Below are 15,900 nucleotides of genomic sequence, written 5' to 3'. Positions count from 1 at the left end.
AACCGTCGTAACTTCCCTATCCGTGGCAGATTCTGGAACACGCTGGCTGACGCTGGTGCAGCCTCCGGCCCCGGACACGGCGCCTGAGGAGCCCGTGCTGCCGCCCGTAGATACCGGGCTGGCGGACGTTGTGACGCTGCAGCGGCGGGCGGGCGCGACTGTTACGGACGGCGATGCTGAGGCGTTCTTCCAGGACACGTTGATGGAGTACCTGTGGGCTCGCGACGTGGCCGGGTTGGCGCCCACCACCCTGCACCGTCAGGTACAACCTGTCGTGGAGGTCTGCGATTTCTACAATCTGCCGCCGTGGATGATCACACCGCGGCACCTGGACCAGTACTTCGCCGGTGCCGGAAGGCGTGCGACGTCCACGCTGCGCGGCAAGCTGCAGAAGATCGACGGGTACTACCACTTCCTCGAGCAGCGGTACGCGGGGGAGATCGCCCGCCGCTTCGGCGTGGCCGTCGAGTCGCCGGTCGATCCCTTCAACCGCCCTGTTCATCGGGGTGACTTCGGGCTGCGGATCCCGCCGTCGAAGCGGGCCACGAAGGAGTTCTTCGCCTTATGGCGCAGCTCGCTGCCGGACGCGAGGAAGTACCCGGTGGCCTGCCGGGACTACGTGATGGCGAAGCTGACGTACATCTCGGCGGTGCGGGCAGCGGAGCTGTGCGCCGTGAAGATCGGTGACATCCACTGGGAACTGGGTCAGTGGGGCCGGTTCATCGTCCAGGGCAAGGGTGCGCGGCGGTCCGGCGCGCGTGAGCGGCAGGCGTATCTGTTCCAGGAGGGCCGGGATCTGCTGTGGTGGTTCCTGGAGGGTGCGACATGAAGTCGCTCAACATCAGTGGAGGAATCAAGAGGCAGATAACTCCCCGGCCAAGTAGTCACGCGGCCGGTTCCCTAAGTCGGGTGCGGTCCTGGTAACGGGGTCGTGCTAAGCCGACTGACACGAAGCCCAAGGGGCTGCGGGCCATTCGCAGCCAACAGGCACGGGAAAGCTCAAGTGGGTGAACGCAAGTGAACCTCCGATGAGGCTTCGTCATACCAAGGTCGCGCAATGGCATTTGTTCGGCGGCTGAAGGGCCTGGCGCTGGAAAGCGCAAGGTGGCCACCTGCCCCTTCTTGCAGGCGGCTTGACTACCACTGGCCCCGGAGTATAGGAGGCACCCTCCTTGAGCGCATCTGAGTGGAGCGGAACATGGAAATCCCGTACGGGTCCGGCCTTGCGGCCGGTAGACCAAAGGTAACGACGGTGAACTCCTGTGCGGGGAAGGATGACCCAAGAAGCGAATGCTGCCAGGGCGAAAGTCCACGGGAAAGCGCAGGCCGCGGAGCCTCATCCGCTGCGTATAACCGGGCAGATACCGATCTCGATGGCCGGTCCCGAAAGGGAGCCCACGTGGGTCAGGTGGATCTTTGAAGAGGCGAAGCGAAATGTCGGCACCGAAGTGCAAATTAGACGCGGCAACGGCGAGGGATGCGGCAATCGCGACCCTCGATCGTGAGCCAGCGAATGGAGCTTCGGACGTCTCCGATGCGCAGTACTGGCACAGCGTCAACTGGCCAGTAGCAGAGGGGCACGTACGGCGTCTTCGGCAGAGAATCTTCAAGGCTACGCAGGATGGCGACCTCAAGAGAGTTCGCAATCTTCAGCGACTGATGCTCAAGTCTCACTCGAACACGCTCGTCAGCGTAAAGAGGGTGACGATGCAGAGCGTCGGACGACGAACAGCTGGAATCGATGGCGAGAAAGCTCTCAATCCGTCCGCCCGAGGGCGCGTGGCAAGGGAGCTGGCCTCTGTCTCGGCCTCGAAATCCAAGCCTGTTCGCCGGGTGTATATCCCTAAAGCGAATGGAACGATGAGGCCGCTCGGTATCCCTGTCATCAGGGACCGAGCCCAGCAGGCGAGGGTGAAGAATGCTCTAGAGCCTGAATGGGAAGCGCGCTTCGAAGGGGCTAGCTACGGCTTTCGGCCTGGGCGTGGATGCCACGATGCGATCGAGAAGATCTTCCGGACCGTCTCGACCCGCAAGTCGCGGAAACCCTGGGTACTGGACGCTGACCTCGCGAGCGCGTTCGATCGAATCGACCATGAGCATCTATCAGGGACGGTGGGCTGCTTCCCCGCCAGGGACGCAATCCAGCGATGGCTGAAGGCGGGCGTAATGGACAGGGGACGATTCGCACCCACTGAGGAGGGAACTCCCCAGGGCGGTGTGATCAGTCCGTTGCTACTGAACGTCGCGCTGCACGGTATGGAGGAGGCTTTGGGGCGTCGGGCAGGAATGCACCGTATGACGCTCCAGAAGTTCCCTCGCCCGGTGCGGTACGCGGACGACTTCGTAGTGTTTTGCCACTCGGAGGAGGAAGCGGAGAATGTGAAGCTCGCGCTTTCAGAATGGCTGATGCCGAGAGGGCTTACCTTCAATGAGCAGAAGACCCGAGTGGTCAAGCTCGAAGACGGATTCGACTTCTTGGGGTTCAACGTTCGGAAGTACGACGGCAAGCTGATCATCAAACCGAGCCGGGACTCCATCCGTAGGATCAAGCGGGAGATGAACGCAAGGGTCAAGGCTCTTCGGGGAGCTCCTGTCGAACAGGTCGTCAGAAGCCTGAACCCCCTGATCAAGGGATGGGCCACTTACTACAGAGGAGTTGTCTCCACGGAGACCTTCGCCTCACTCGACCACCATGTATGGCGGTTGACATGGAAGTGGGCCCGATGGCGCCACCCCAAAAAGTCCAAGGCATGGATCGTGGACCGCTACTGGGGAAAGTTCCATCCTCAGCGGAACGACCGCTGGGTATTCGGCGACAAGGACACGAGCAGATACCTGTACAAGTTCGCTTGGACCAGGATCGTGAGGCACATCCCTGTGAAGGGGACCGCATCGAAGGATGATGCCAGCCTCTCGGAGTACTGGGCCAACCGCACGCGGAAGCGCAAGCACCCACAGGCAGACGGTCCCAATGTCTACCTGGCTGCGCGACAGAAAGGGCTATGCCCTCTGTGCGGGTTGGACTTGATCGCGGGAGCGGGTTACGAACCGGATGACGTGCGCGAATGGGCGCGCTGGTTCGACGCGAAAGCCCGAACCCTCAACAGGCATCACGTCGTGTACCGAAGCCGAGGTGGATCGGATGATCGCTCGAACTTGGTCCTCATCCACACGGAATGCCACCGCCAGCTCCATGCTCGCGATGGCGGACCGAACCCGGAGAGGAATACCTGTATATAGGCCCTGGGGATCTGCTTGAGCCGTGTGCGTCGACGAGGCGCACGCACGGTTCTGAGGGGGGCCTCGCCCTGAGAGGGGCGGGGCCTACCCGACAGATCCGCGGGGAGTTCGCCGACGATCCGGGTGATCCGGGCGCGCCGTTGTTCCCGTCCGAGCGGCTGCCCAAAGGCGTGGCTGCGCTGAATGTGCCGATCGCACCGCCGGTCGGCCCGGACGCGTTTCGGCGGGCGCTGCGGGAAGCCTCGAAGCTCCATCTGGCCGGGCCGGTCAGCCACCTATTTCCCCACCTGCTCAGGCACGCCTGCGCCACCCATCACTATGAGGACGGCATGCCGTTGTGGGATGTACAGCAAATCCTTGGCCATCGCTGGGCAACAACGACGGTTGGGTACCTTTCGTCGGTTCGTGCTGATCCGGAGCAGGCGAGCCTGGAAGCATCGCACCGGGCCGTCAAGCGGCTGAGGGGAAGGGCATAGCGGTGAAATGGAACTTGCGGATGGTCGCCGCCCGGCGGGACGTCTGGCGGCCGGTGCAGCTGCTCGCGGCGTTCAAGGAGGTGGGGTTCAGCCCGTCGCTGAGCAAGGTCGCCGCGCTCTGGGGCAGCCAGCCGGTCACTGTGCGGCTGGACGACCTGGACAAGATCTGCGCGGCCCTCGACTGCACGGTCGCGGACTTGATGCAGGCGGAGCCGGACGCCTACCGGGCCGAGCAGGACGAGACGCCCCGCCGGGCGGCCGGCGGCAGCGCCGAGGGGTCGGTGCAGCCGATTCCGCGTCCGGGAGGCTCCGGGCGCAGGTCGCTTCCGCCGAACTAGGGGTAGAGCCTTGGCCGTCCGGGATGAGTTGTGGGCGAGGTGGGCAGCGCGCCCCGCGGAGTCGTGCCGGCGGTGTGGCGCCTGGGGGCTGGTGCGGCCTCACGGCGTCTGCCAGCCGTGTACGGATTGGCACCCGAAGAACGGCGGCGTCGGACAGTGCCGCGTATGCCGCTGGCCGCAGGACGTCCGCTTCGACCAGTACGGGCTGTGCCGCCTGTGCGCGTTGGAAGTCCGCGTTGGCCCGGAGCGGGAGCGCGCTCCCGCTCCGCGCGGGATGCGGACTGTGCAGCTGTCCTTGATCCTGCCTGACGTGCTGCGGTCAACGGCCGGCCGACCACGCATTACGCGACGGCAGTTCGAGCGCGCGCAGGAGCAGCAGCGTAAAACCGCTCAGGCTGCGGCACGCTCGCCGGCGATCCCCGGCCAGCTTGCGCTCATCGGCGTCAGCCATGGGACGTTGGTCGCGCGTGACTTCGCGGCGGCGGGGTGCTCGAAAGAGATGGGGGCCGTCAAGGCGGCGATCGAGGCGGTGGCGGCGGAACAGGGAGCCTGGGTCCGCGACCGCGGCCTGCTCTCTTTGTGCCGCCAGGCGCTGGCGGCCCGTCCCGCGGGCGAGCGGCGTGTCGGCCTCGACATCGTCCTTCGGCTGCCGCGTTTGCCGGCGATGGTTGCGGAGGTGCTCGATCACGCCGGGTTCGGGCCTCAGGCCGAGCGCGCGGAGGTTCTGCGCCGTCGGCGCAGAATGGCGGTGCGGGCGTCAAGCTGTGCGCATTGTCTGGCGTGGAAGGCGGACGGGGCCAGGTTATGCCGTCCGTGCCGGAGTTTCACGGCTCTCCACTCCCAAGTAGGCGCATGCGGAAGCTGTGGGCGGGAGCTGCCGTTGCACCAGGGCTGGTGCCGGATGTGCCTGTATGGACTGGCGTACTTCGGCGAGCGGGCGTCGGCCGCCGGGGTCCAACTGTGGGTTGACGGGCCCGGCCCGCGCAGGCAGAACTGGCCGGGTTACCGGCTCGTCACGGGCCCCGACGGGGTACGGCGTCAAGTGGCCACGGTCGAGACGTGCAGGGTAGGGCAGCAAGAGCTCTCGGTGTCACCCGCCTTCGTCACCGTCGGCCAGCTCGCCTTGTTTCCCACTCCGCCGCGCCGCTGGGAGGTGTTGCACCAGCGCGAGCTGCCCCTGCTCTGCGACCAGGCAGAAGCTCTCCGGCGGGAGTTTGCCCAGCACGCCGCCCGCCACGGCTGGAAGCCGAAGGCACTCCACCAGCATCAGCGGACCCTGACCATGGTCACGGCATGGCTAGGCCCGGAGGCACCCATCGAGGAAGCCGATCTGTGGGCGATCTCGCGCCTCGGCACTGGCTACAGCGCCCGGCGTCTGATCCCCTTCCTCGCCGAACGGGGCTTGCTCGTTCCTGATCACATCCGGCACGCCGACCCGCACCGGGCTGGCGTTGCGCGGCTGCGTCAGCGGGTGCCAGCCCACCTGCTTGCCGAGGTGGACGTATGGATCGTGGTGCTGCGCGGTGAAGGCCGGCGTCCATCGCCTACCGTGCCGTGGAAAACCGTCTCCGGGTACCTCGCCTACATCGTCCCCCATCTCCAAGCGTGGGGACCGTCGATCGCCTCCCTGCGTGAGATCACCACCCACCAGGTCCACAAGGCGGTCGACGGCACCGACGGCGCCAGCACTCTCTACGCCCTACGGTCCCTGTTCAAGGCACTCAAGCGCGAACGGGTCATCTTTCACGACCCGGCGCGTGCGATCAGGGCCAGCCGCCGCGTCGTCGTACCCCGGCCGGTCCCCTCAGACCGGCTCGCCGGACTCATCGACCGTACCCCCACCCCCGTCGGCAAGGTCGCGGTCGCGCTGGTGGCCATCCACGCCCTGGGCGCGCACGCCATCCGCGAAGCACTGCTGACGGACCTGAACCGGTCAAAGGGAACCATCGGTCTGCGGGATGCCTCCGGAAGGCTAGTGCGGCTCGTCTACCTGGACGAGTTCACCCTGTCGCTGATCGCCTCCATGCTCAAGCAACGCGCCACGCGCCTGCCGTACTCCACCAACCCGCACCTGCTGATCACACGGGTCACGGCGCACGACCCCGCCGATCCGCCGATGAGCCCGTACGCCTTCCAGCGGATCTTCAGGCAACTCGGCTTCAACGCCCGCCAGTTACGCATCGACCGAATCCTGGACGAGGCCCGCGAGACCGCAGATCCAGTGCATCTGATGAAGGTCTTCGGCATCTCGGACCAGACCGCGATGAACTACGTCGCCGCGGCCCACCCGGAGAGGTTCACCGCCGAGCCCATCATCCCGTAGGCCCGTGGACAGCCGTCGAAGGGATGCAACGATGCGATGGCGCGCATGATCTCAACCGGTATCGACTCCTATGTGACCTACGAGAGTTGGGGGCCGGTCGGCTACGACGGCCGCTGCCCGCGCTGCCTCATCTGGAACCGGGCCGGTGCCAGGCGCCATACCGGGGTGTGCTGCCGCCGCACCCGCACGACAGGCCCACCAACGCCAGGAGCATCCACGCCGTGAGGTAGGCGAAGGCCACGATGGGCGAGAGGACGATACACAGGATGCCCGCGACGGTGCTGGCGGCGAGGTTGCCCAGTGACTGCACCGTGGCGAGCAGGCCGAAGGCGGAGCCGCGCAGGTCTTTGGGGGCGAGGGTGGCGACGGCGGAGTGCTGGGCGGTCTCGACGGCGCCGATGCCCACTCCGGCCAGGAGGAAGGGGAGGGCGAGGACGATGACCGTCGCGGCGGCCGCGGCGAACAGACTGTAGCGGCGGCGAAGGCGGCAACCCCGCTCGCCAGGACGAGCAACGGGCCGCGGGGGCCGAGCCAGTCGGAGAGTCGGCCGGCGGGGATTGAAGCGAGGAGCGTCGCGGCCACGTTGTAGGCGGTGTAGAGGCCGAGCGCGATCGTGGTCGCCGTGTCGCTGCCGTGCACCGGGGTGAGCAGGTCTGATGCGCGCAGGATGAGCAGGGTGGCGGCGACGTTGCCGACCTCGAACGCTGCGACGGCCGCCATGAGTTTGCCGAGGTCGCCTCGGAGTACCGGGCGCAGACGGATCTTGAGCGGGACCTTGTCGCGGTTGGTCGGACGGGGGTGTGCTGGGTGGCGTAGAAGATCGCGGCGGCTGCGAGCTTGCCGGGGATACCCGAGAGGCCGATGGCCCACCGCACGCCGAGCCAGGCCACGAGCCCGAGTGCCAGCAGCGGGCCGAAGATCGCGCCGAGATCGTCGAAGCCGTACGCCCGCCCATACACCCTGGCCGGGACGATGTCCGCGAGGAGCGCATTGCGGGCGGGCACGCGCAGGCCGCAGGCGGTCCAGGCCGCGGCGCGCAGAACGCCGACCTGCCACACGGCGGTCGCGCCGGCTGTGACTGCTCCCAGTACAGCGGTGGTCGCGTAACCGCCCACCGCTACCTTCCGTCGCCGGGCTGGGTCGTCCGCCAGGACACCGCCGCCGAAGCGGGCCGCCCCGGCGAGCGCGTCCGAGATGCCTTCGATGGCGCCGAGCGCGGCGGCCGGCGCGCCCAGGATCGAGGTGAGCAGGGACGGCAGCAGCGCGGTGGGGATCTCGTGGCCGACATCGGCGAGCAGGCTCGCTGTCCCGATGCCTTCGCTCCCGGGGTGAGCCACTTTCCCTCGCCGCATGTGGCTGAGGGGCGGGTGATCTCGGTCATGGCGGTAGTCTGCCGGGCGCGCCCACCTCGTTGACAGTGGACGATCGCAGGGCCTTCGGCCGTCATGGGCCGTACTCCGGACCAGTGCAACGGGGCCCAAGACGTGGCGCCGCGACATCTCGCCGGGCGTTGCGGGAGCGGGACGGTGAAGAGGCAGTCGTGGGAGCCGAGGGCGTTGTCGTCGGTGGCGTTCGGGGGACCGGTGCCAAGTCCAGGCCGTCGCGGTCGTTCCGGTGGCCGGTGGCCGGTGGCCGGGGCCAGGACGGTGGCCCTTTTCAAGACGCCTCTGCGAGACAGGACGCCGTGCGCGAGGTCGCCGAAGTAAGGCGGATTGAGCGTCCGTTCGGCGCCTTGTGAGAGCGGGCGGGGCAGAGCGGTGGGAAGCACGAGGAAGAGCCGTCACCGGTGATCACGCAGGGGGCAGTCGGGGCCTTCTCGGTCATGTCACCGGACTTTGGGCGGCGTCCTTCGCTCGATCGGCGCGACCTGTCCGGCCTGCTCGGTAGCGGGCTGGTTGTCGATGTCGGTGAGATAGGGGGCGACGAAGCCGTGGTAGTCGGCTTTGCGCTCGGCGGGTAGATCCTTCCAGCCGGTGATGCGGTCACGGCAGCGTGGTGAGCCGCACTGGCAGTGGGCGGCGAAGTGATCGACGGAGTAGTTCCGCATGGCGTAGTCGAAAGTGATTTCCTGGCCTGCTGTGATGGGCCGGCGGGCGATGAGGTCATGGGCGCCGCTGGCGTTGAGGCGGATTCCGCAGTTTGGCTCGCAGGAGTGGTTCACCTTGGGGATGAGCCCGCCGTGCAGCACGAACTGTTTCTCGCCGACCTGGGAGGCGTGGGAGTGGTTGTGGTCCAGGTCGCGGTCGATGACACCGACCATCACTGTCTTGCCGACCTGGAAGGACCGGGTGGCGAACACGCCTTCCCCCTTGGCGTCGGTTCGCTGGAGTTCGTAGCCGTCGTTCACGATGCCTGCTCTCTCAAGGATCAGCTCTGCCCGCGAGCCGGTCACGGATGAAGCGGGCGTTCCCCACGGCGGGGACCATCCGCAAGGCATGGCACGAATGATCGATTCCGATTGATCGTCTGCAAGATACTCAACCGGCGCGACGCCTCACGACGCTACTTTGCGCCTGATATCCGGCCCATCGGCACAGGCCGAATCGAGACGGCCGGACGCCTAAGCGGCTGGTCGCACTGCGCAGCCGCCCGGGCGTTCAATCCGGGTCCACTCAGCGGGGACGCACCGCAGCCATCCGTCACCGGATCCGGACGACGACCAGACTCCCGCTGAATGGCCCGTGCGTTGTGTCAGGGCTGGCTGTAGCCGTCGAGGAACGTGGCGATCCGCGTGACCGCGTCGGTGAGTTCTTCGACGTGGGGAAGGGTGACGAGGCGGAAGTGGTCGGGCTCTGGCCAGTTGAAGCCGGTGCCCTGGACGATGAGGATGTGCTGGGCCGTGAGCAGGTCCAGCACCATCTGCGCGTCGTCCTTGATCTTGTAGACCTTCGGGTCGAGGCGGGGGAAGGCGTACAGGGCGCCTTGGGGCTTGACGCAGGAGACGCCGGGGATGTCGTTGAGCAGCTTCCAGGCGGTGTCGCGCTGTTCGAGCAGCCGGCCGCCGGGCAGGAGAAGGTCGTTGATCGACTGTCGGCCGCGGAGGGCGGCGGCGATGGCGTACTGGGCGGGCATGTTGGCGCACAGCCGCATGTTGGCGAGGATGTTCAGGCCCTCGATGTAGCCGGCGGCGTGGTGCTTGGGGCCGGAGAGGGCCATCCAGCCGGAGCGGTATCCGGCCACCCGGTATGCCTTGGACAGGCCGTTGAAGGTCAGGCACAGCAGGTCCGGGGCGAGGGATGCGGTGCAGGTGTGGGCCTGGTCGTCGTAGAGGATCTTGTCGTAGATCTCGTCCGAGCAGATGAGGAGCTGGTGGCGCCGGGCGATCTCCACCAGGCCGCGCAGCAGTTCTGCGGAGTAGACGGCGCCGGTGGGGTTGTTCGGGTTGATGATGACGAGGGCCCGGGTGCGGCTGGTGATCTTGGCTTCGATGTCGGACAGGTCCGGGAACCAGCCGGCCTGTTCGTCGCAGCGGTAGTGCACGGCGGTGCCCCCGGCCAGGGATACCGAGGCGGTCCACAGGGGGTAGTCCGGGGCGGGGATCAGCACTTCGTCGCCGTCGTCCAGCAGTGCCTGCATGGACATCTGGATCAGCTCGGAGGCTCCGTTGCCCAGGTAGATGTCCTCGGGCGTCACGTCGGCCACACCGCGCTGCCGGTAGTAGTGGCTGACGGCGGTTCGGGCGGAGGCGAGTCCCTTGGCGTCGCCGTACCCGTGCGCGCCGGCGAGGTTGTCGGCGATGTCCCGCAGGATCTGTGCCGGTGCCTCGAAGCCGAACGTGGCCGGGTTGCCGGTGTTGAGCTTCAGAATGCGGTGGCCCTGGCCCTCCAGGCGCATCGCCTCGTCCAGTACCGGGCCGCGGATGTCGTAGCAGACTCCGGCGAGCTTGCTGGACTGGTTCACCTGCATGCCTGTCACCTCATGGGGGAGATCGCGGGGGGCCCGCCGCTACGTGCCGGTACTCGGCCGGGCAGTGGTGTGGTCGTCGGCGACGCACTGCTGCTCATCGCCCGGCGCCCGATCGTGAACGGCTGTTCGCCGGCCGCCCGGTGCGTGCTGACAACGCCGTCACAGGTGAGGTCCGTCTCCGGCACGTGTGCGTGCGGTGTCGCCGTGGGTGCGTGGTGGGCGCCTTCAGGCATCGGTGGGGTGGGCCGGGTCGCGGGCGAGGACCGTGGTCAGGGCCTGGGTGAGGCCGGGCTCGTCGACGGCGGGCAGCAGCTGGCCGGGCGGGGCGAGTTCGGCCAGGGCGTGCACGGCGGCCAGCAGGCCGTGATGGGTGAGCCGTCGGGTGCGTGCGGCTGCGGCGAGCAGGGCCGGCAGGGCATGCAACGGGTGGGGGCGGCGGGTGGTCGCGTGGAGTTCGGGCAGGTCCTGGGGGCAGGCGCGCAGCACGGGGGTGCCGTCCTTTGGGGCGGGTATGCCGGCCAGATCGACGACGAGGTCGGCGGGGACGGCCGGCTCCGCCAGGGGTGTCCCGCCCTCGTGCAGGGTGAGGCTCGTGACTCCGGCGCCGAGAAGGAGAGCGGGCAGGTCTCCGCCGCGGTCGCCACCGGTGAGGATCACGTGGGCGCTGCCGGCCGGGATGGATTTGTGCCGCAGGGCGTTGAGGGTGGCGGCGGCGACGGCGACCGCGTGGGCGTGGCCGGTGGTGTCCACGACCGGAGTGCCGGTGTGCTGCAGGGCGGCGCGCACCGCGCCGACGTAGGCGGGGTGGGTGTGTGACAGGCACAGTGCGGCGAAGCCGGGAGCCAGTGCGGCGGCCGTGGCGGCCAGGTCCTGGGGGGTGTCGGCGGCGATGGGCAGGGGGTGGATGTCCAGGCCGGTGGCGCGGTGCAGGTGGGCGGCGGCGGATTCCAGGGCCGGCAGGACGGTGGGAGCCGGTAGCGGGCCGAGATCAGCCACGGCGGAGGCGTTGGAGATCAGCGCGATGCGGCGGCGCCGGCCGGTGCAGGAGTCGACGCTGCCCGGGTTGAGGATCAGGTGCTGGATGACGCGGTGGTCGGCGTCGGTGTCGAGCAGGGCGCGCTCCCGGGCGGTGCCGGCGGGCGCGCACAGCCGTTGGGTGGTCTTGCCGGTGGCGGCGGCGTCGAGGGCGGGATCGGACAGGTGGACCAGATCCGCGCCGTGACGTTCGCGCAGCACCGTGCGCAGCCGCAGCAGGGTCACCGGCCCGTCGGTGTCGACAGTGAGGCAGCACAGGCCGGCCGCGGAACCGCCGTCCTGTTCGATCAGGACAGCTCCGGGGAGGGCGGCGATGGCCGCGGCCACCCGGGGCGCCGATTCCTGCCGGACATGCGCCCGGAGGCTGAAGGCCGGGCGGGGCCGGCCGGGAGAACGCGAAGGGGGGACGTGGCTAGAGGGCATGGGGTCGGCCTCCTTGTCCGGGGAGCGGGACCGGCACCCGGTCAGGGCACCTCGCGGTCGGGGCTGCAGTCGGTGACGACGTCGGAGCGGATCGGCAGGCGGTGGCCGTTTCATTCCTCCGGCCAGGCGCACAGCGGCACTCGGAGGCGGGCCCGCCGACCCGGGTCGGTGATCCATTCATTCGACGGTGCCGCTGACGAGCAGGGTCGCGCCGGTGTGATTCTGCGGGCCGAAGCGTCCGATCCGACAGGTGAGGCGACCGGAACAGGGGGACGGGGCCCCGACCGGGGATGAGCCGCACGCGCACGACGAACTGTCCGGAATCGCGACGATGACGCAAGATCCGCACGTGGGATACGGCGCGTTGGCCCCGGACCAGGCGGCCCACCGTCGCGCGGTCGGGCAAGGACAGCGCCTCGCCCGCGGACATGACCGCACGGTGAGGTAGCGCCCGGCTCTCCAGGGATCCGGCGGCATCGGTGCACCGCCTGGCGGGGCGATGCCGCTGCGCTGCATGCCCACGTCCCTGCACCGGCCGGAAGAGGGGCGTAGCGCGGCCTGCCTCACCGGCCATACGCCGCCCCGGCCTGGTCCGCCCCGCCCGACAGTTCGACGCCGTTCACGCGCCCCAGGCGCTCGACGTCCTCGAGGTCCACGGTGTGCAGGGCGACCGACCACGCGTCTTGACGCGCGGCCGCCTCGGCCAGGTTCCGGCGCAACTGCGCTGCCCGTCGGCACAGTTCGGCTTCGAACCCCTCGCCCATCAACGCCTCCTCTGCGCCTGCGCCCGCCACCCGAGCGCGCGATGGCGGCACGTGTGCGACTTCTCGGGTGGTGGAGTACTGCGCGGCCGCCCCGGCGTCGGTTCCGGGACGGCCGCTGGCTACGAACCTTACCAGTTGCTAACATTGGCAATTGATGGATGAATAAAGGAGGCGGGGATGCGCATCACACCGATTCGCGGCGCGTGGGCGCCGATCCTGCTCTGCCCGGCGTGCGGCTTGCGGTGCCGACCCTCCGCGCTCGACGGTCAGGGGTGCTGCTCGCGCTGCGGGCATCCCCGCCCTCTTCATCCCGGTGCCCGCAGCCGACCCTGGCGCTGGAGTGCCGGGCGCACGTCGGGGAGGCGGTGACCATGCAGTGGGAATACACAGAACGGCACGGTGTGAGCGTGATGCACCTGTCCGGCTACCTGGGCCGCCAGGACGCTCACCGTTTCGAAGGCGCACTGGACTGGGTCCGCTCCCATGCGGCCGGCGCCATCGTGCTGGACATGTCCGGCCTGCTCGGCTGGAGCGAGGAGGGCGAGGCCGCAGCGTCGAAGGCCGTGCATGCCCCGATCGCCGTGTGCGGTCTGCGGGGTCGCGAAGCCCCGCTGCTGACCGGCTGCGCGGCCTGCGTCGGGATCTATCCCGACCTCGACACCGCGCTGGCCGCCCTGGCCTCCGCTTGACCTGGCGGTACCCCACGGGGCCGGCTCGGACCGCTCGGCGGTGCCACGATCGCGGACCCGTGGGCGAGTTCCCTCACCTGCGGCGAGCGAAGGCAACATCACCACGATGAACAAGGCCGGCACTCGATCTTTTCGTCCGCCCCGGACGGGGCGTGCCCTGGCATGCCCAGGCCACCTGGCATCCGACGCGGGCGCACGGTGCCCGGCACCGGGAACCCGGGAGGCGGCCACGGTGACCACACCCCTGCACCAGCTCAAGGCCGGTTTCCCGATGACCGGCCCGCATCCGCGCCCTGGAGCTGCGCTGCTCAGCCAACGGGAGCACGCCGTCTCCGAGCCGCTCCCCGGGTCGGATGTGCAGGCCGCTCGCCTCTCCCACCGGCTTGCCGTCCTGCGCCGCGCCCATCCGGTCGCCACCCGCAGGGAAGTCTTCACGGTTCATTGCCGTCCCCCGAGCCCCGAGGCGGCCGACCCGCTGACCGAGGCACACAGCATCCGCGGCGCAGCCCTGGCCGGCCGGACCGGACTCCTCGAAGACCTGCGGGCCGCAGCGCCGTCCGCTGCGCTCGCCTCTCCCGCTCGCCTGCCCTGACCCCCGTCCCGCCCTCGCCCCTGGAGCCCACCATCGCCTCTCTCGCGCGCCCCACTGTCGCCGACGCCATGCACGTGCCGCTCGTGCAGATCGCAGATCACGCGGGTGTCGACAGGGCCCTTGACGTCCTGCGCGGGTCCCGCACCGACTTCGTGCTCGTCCGCGACGACACCGGGCGATGCGCCGGCGTCGTCACCCGCGAACAGCTCGCCGCCCACGACGCGAAGCCCTGGTACGCCGACAGCACCCGCGTCCGTGACATCGCGCACGACTGCGGCCCTTACGCGCACCCGGGCACGCTCGCCGAGGCGGCGGCCGCCGCCATGAGCGAACGCTCCCTGGCCGTCTTGCCCGTCGTCGACGACGACGGCTACGCGGTGGGCGTCCTCACTGCCGCACGGCTGCGGGCCGTTACCGGGAACGACCTATGAGGCACTGGCTGCCGCACAAACGCCACAGCGGCGAACACCGTCCACACCTGCCCGACGCGACACCTGCTCCCGGGGATGCGCTCCCTCCGTGGCGCGATCCCCGCTTCCGGCACGGCGTCGTCGTGGGATACACCGGATCCCCGTCCAGCGAGCGGGCTCTCGCGTACGCCAGCGGCATGGCACGGCGGGCCGGAGCGGGCCTGGTGGTCGTCCACGTCACCTACCAGTGGCCCACCGTGGACTGGTGCGCTGGCGGCGAAGCACTGGTCGCCATCGACCTCCCCGACGACAGCGCCGACGACCTCACCGACGCGCTGGCCCGCACCGGGCAGCTGACACAGGTGCCGTGGGTGGCCGTCCACACCCGCGGCGATGCCCGCAGCGAACTCGAAGAGATCAGCAGACAGTACGCGGCCGACGCCATCGTCGTCGGTGCCAGCCACTCCATCACCGCCAGGCTCTTCTCCCGCGTCGGCAGTCGCCTGGCCCGGCATCCGCGCCGTCCCGTGATCATCATCCCGTAGCCGGGGCGGAACGGCACGGCCACGATGCGAAGGGGCCACGCCCGCCGGCGACCCGAAGAGGCCGGGCGACACCTGAGCTGAGCACCTTCAGGCCGTGACGTACCGGCCCTCACCACTGCAGTCGGCAGATCCCGCGGACCCGTATGCCGGGAAGCTGAGGACGCGTCCGGCTGTGCTGTGCGGGCCGCAACCGGCGGCCGCACGGCCTCCACCGCGATCCCAGGTCACGCGTGAAGGCCACCAGGTGCCCCCCTGGCGTCGCCGGGGACAGTCGCCCCGAGATCCGCCGGATCGTAGGCAGCAGCCGTACGTGCCGGCCACGAACGGCGGCTCTCCTGCCGCCCCATGGTCGCCCTGCGGGACTCGGCTGCTGTGGCACAGCGCCCGTCCGAACCCGACGGGCAGCCCAGCACCCGCTCGGACCGCGCCCACCGCGTGGCCAGGCGCGGTCCTCTCCCCTCTCGCGGGCAGCTCGGCCGACGGCAGGTTCAGCGTGGACACGGTCAGATCCGCGTGCCCCACCACGGCGATCACCGTGGACGCCTCCCTCACCCGTGCACCACCGCGAGGACGCACGGGGCCGTGTCAGGCCCGTCCAGCGGACGCGGGCGCGCGCCTTCGGGCGGCGTGTGCGCCTGGTCGCTGAGGCAGAACAAGAGCCGATGAACCGGGCGAACGGCCCCGGCCGGCGACCGTCGGGGCAGGTGCCGAGGCCGGATATTCTGACGGGGTGACCGAGAATCTTCCCCCCTGCCCGAAGTGCTCCTGCGAGTACACCTACGAGATGAACGCCCTCGTGGTGTGCCCGGAGTGCGCCCACGAATGGGACCCCGCCGAAAGCGGCGCCGAGGGTGGGGACGCCGCCGGGGTGCGGGTCGTCAAGGACGCTGTCGGCAACGTGCTGCAGGACGGCGACAGCGTGGTCGTCGTCAAGGCGCTCAAGGTCAAGGGCAGCCCGTCGGGGATCAAGGCCGGCACCAAGGTGCGCGGCATCCGGCTGGTCGACGCGGTCGACGGCCACGACATCGACTGCAAGATCGACGGGTTCGGCGCGATGCAGCTCAAGTCCAGCGTGGTCAAGAAGGCCTGAACTCTGACTGGTGTGGGGTAGACCACCGCCACGAGTCGGCAGCCACAGTTTCCCCACCGCCCGGCCGCA

At 69.2% G+C, this 15,900-nt stretch carries 15 protein-coding genes and 1 pseudogene; 10 read left to right on the top strand and 6 right to left on the bottom strand.

What is annotated here, in order from left to right:
- Positions 1-22: 22 nt before the first annotated feature.
- From ACN20J_RS36735 to ACN20J_RS36715, 5 genes are all read left to right on the top strand, one after another.
- Positions 23-829 (top strand): hypothetical protein, encoded by an 807-nt coding sequence (locus tag ACN20J_RS36735; RefSeq protein ID WP_323183216.1) that lies wholly within the window; start codon positions 23-25, stop codon positions 827-829.
- Positions 830-1,434: 605 nt separating this feature from the next.
- The gene (ltrA, locus tag ACN20J_RS36730; protein ID WP_266761157.1) at positions 1,435-3,240 is read left to right on the top strand and encodes a group II intron reverse transcriptase/maturase; all 1,806 of its coding nucleotides are present in this window, start codon (positions 1,435-1,437) and stop codon (positions 3,238-3,240) included.
- Positions 3,241-3,380: 140 nt separating this feature from the next.
- Positions 3,381-3,716: a tyrosine-type recombinase/integrase gene (locus ACN20J_RS36725; protein WP_323183215.1), complete on the top strand. Its 336-nt coding sequence runs from the start codon at positions 3,381-3,383 to the stop codon at positions 3,714-3,716.
- A gap of 2 nt (positions 3,717-3,718) precedes the next feature.
- Positions 3,719-4,054 (top strand): helix-turn-helix domain-containing protein, encoded by a 336-nt coding sequence (locus tag ACN20J_RS36720; RefSeq protein WP_266761155.1) that lies wholly within the window; start codon positions 3,719-3,721, stop codon positions 4,052-4,054.
- Positions 4,055-4,337: 283 nt separating this feature from the next.
- Positions 4,338-6,377, top strand: coding sequence for a hypothetical protein (locus ACN20J_RS36715; RefSeq protein ID WP_266761153.1), 2,040 nt, complete (start codon positions 4,338-4,340; stop codon positions 6,375-6,377).
- Positions 6,378-6,504: 127 nt separating this feature from the next.
- Here ACN20J_RS36715 and ACN20J_RS36710 read toward each other — a convergent pair whose 3' ends face one another.
- The 6 genes and pseudogenes from ACN20J_RS36710 to ACN20J_RS36685 all read right to left on the bottom strand — a co-directional run bounded on the left by ACN20J_RS36710 (position 6,505) and on the right by ACN20J_RS36685 (position 12,505).
- Positions 6,505-6,783: a hypothetical protein gene (locus ACN20J_RS36710; RefSeq protein ID WP_266761151.1), complete on the bottom strand. Its 279-nt coding sequence runs from the start codon at positions 6,781-6,783 to the stop codon at positions 6,505-6,507.
- Positions 6,784-7,195: 412 nt separating this feature from the next.
- Positions 7,196-7,729: pseudogene (locus ACN20J_RS36705) on the bottom strand (MFS transporter); the annotation flags it as partial.
- A 473-nt stretch (positions 7,730-8,202) separates the two neighbouring features.
- Entirely contained in the window at positions 8,203-8,769 is a 567-nt protein-coding gene (locus tag ACN20J_RS36700) for an SET domain-containing protein (RefSeq protein WP_266761149.1), read from the bottom strand.
- A 299-nt stretch (positions 8,770-9,068) separates the two neighbouring features.
- A complete protein-coding gene (locus ACN20J_RS36695) occupies positions 9,069-10,283 on the bottom strand; it encodes a pyridoxal phosphate-dependent aminotransferase (RefSeq protein ID WP_266761147.1) in 1,215 nt (404 codons plus the stop codon).
- Positions 10,284-10,508: 225 nt separating this feature from the next.
- On the bottom strand, positions 10,509-11,645 hold the full coding sequence (locus ACN20J_RS36690; protein WP_266761145.1) for a malic enzyme-like protein: 1,137 nt from the start codon (positions 11,643-11,645) through the stop codon (positions 10,509-10,511).
- Between the two features lie 659 nt (positions 11,646-12,304).
- Positions 12,305-12,505 (bottom strand): hypothetical protein, encoded by a 201-nt coding sequence (locus ACN20J_RS36685; RefSeq protein WP_266761143.1) that lies wholly within the window; start codon positions 12,503-12,505, stop codon positions 12,305-12,307.
- 371 nt (positions 12,506-12,876) lie between these two features.
- Here ACN20J_RS36685 and ACN20J_RS36680 point away from each other — a divergent pair, with 371 nt between their 5' ends.
- The 5 genes from ACN20J_RS36680 to ACN20J_RS36660 all read left to right on the top strand — a co-directional run bounded on the left by ACN20J_RS36680 (position 12,877) and on the right by ACN20J_RS36660 (position 15,831).
- Positions 12,877-13,194 carry a hypothetical protein gene (locus tag ACN20J_RS36680; protein ID WP_266761141.1) on the top strand — a complete coding sequence of 106 codons (318 nt, stop codon included), beginning with the start codon at positions 12,877-12,879 and terminating at the stop codon, positions 13,192-13,194.
- A gap of 232 nt (positions 13,195-13,426) precedes the next feature.
- On the top strand, positions 13,427-13,786 hold the full coding sequence (locus ACN20J_RS36675; protein WP_266761139.1) for a transcriptional regulator: 360 nt from the start codon (positions 13,427-13,429) through the stop codon (positions 13,784-13,786).
- Positions 13,787-13,854: 68 nt separating this feature from the next.
- Positions 13,855-14,217, top strand: a complete 363-nt coding sequence (locus tag ACN20J_RS36670; RefSeq protein ID WP_266761137.1) for a CBS domain-containing protein — start codon at positions 13,855-13,857, stop codon at positions 14,215-14,217.
- A 122-nt stretch (positions 14,218-14,339) separates the two neighbouring features.
- Positions 14,340-14,741 carry a universal stress protein gene (locus ACN20J_RS36665; RefSeq protein ID WP_419667585.1) on the top strand — a complete coding sequence of 134 codons (402 nt, stop codon included), beginning with the start codon at positions 14,340-14,342 and terminating at the stop codon, positions 14,739-14,741.
- 730 nt (positions 14,742-15,471) lie between these two features.
- Positions 15,472-15,831 (top strand): zinc ribbon domain-containing protein YjdM, encoded by a 360-nt coding sequence (locus ACN20J_RS36660; RefSeq protein ID WP_266761133.1) that lies wholly within the window; start codon positions 15,472-15,474, stop codon positions 15,829-15,831.
- Positions 15,832-15,900 lie beyond the last annotated feature (69 nt).

It is taken from the genome of Streptomyces sp. 2-1, assembly GCF_048564895.1.
GTDB classification, from domain to species: Bacteria; Actinomycetota; Actinomycetes; order Streptomycetales; family Streptomycetaceae; genus Streptomyces; species Streptomyces phaeochromogenes.
This window is presented reverse-complemented; position numbering and strand designations above follow the sequence as displayed.

What these genes read in the sequence shown, in the direction of transcription:
- ltrA (WP_266761157.1), top strand. Translation starts at nt 1,435, where the DNA reads ATGTCGGCACCGAAGTGCAAATTAGACGCGGCAACGGCGAGGGATGCG.
- ACN20J_RS36695 (WP_266761147.1), bottom strand. Translation starts at nt 10,283, where the DNA reads ATGCAGGTGAACCAGTCCAGCAAGCTCGCCGGAGTCTGCTACGACATC.
- ACN20J_RS36685 (WP_266761143.1), bottom strand. Translation starts at nt 12,505, where the DNA reads ATGGGCGAGGGGTTCGAAGCCGAACTGTGCCGACGGGCAGCGCAGTTG.
- ACN20J_RS36680 (WP_266761141.1), top strand. Translation starts at nt 12,877, where the DNA reads ATGCAGTGGGAATACACAGAACGGCACGGTGTGAGCGTGATGCACCTG.
- ACN20J_RS36670 (WP_266761137.1), top strand. Translation starts at nt 13,855, where the DNA reads ATGCACGTGCCGCTCGTGCAGATCGCAGATCACGCGGGTGTCGACAGG.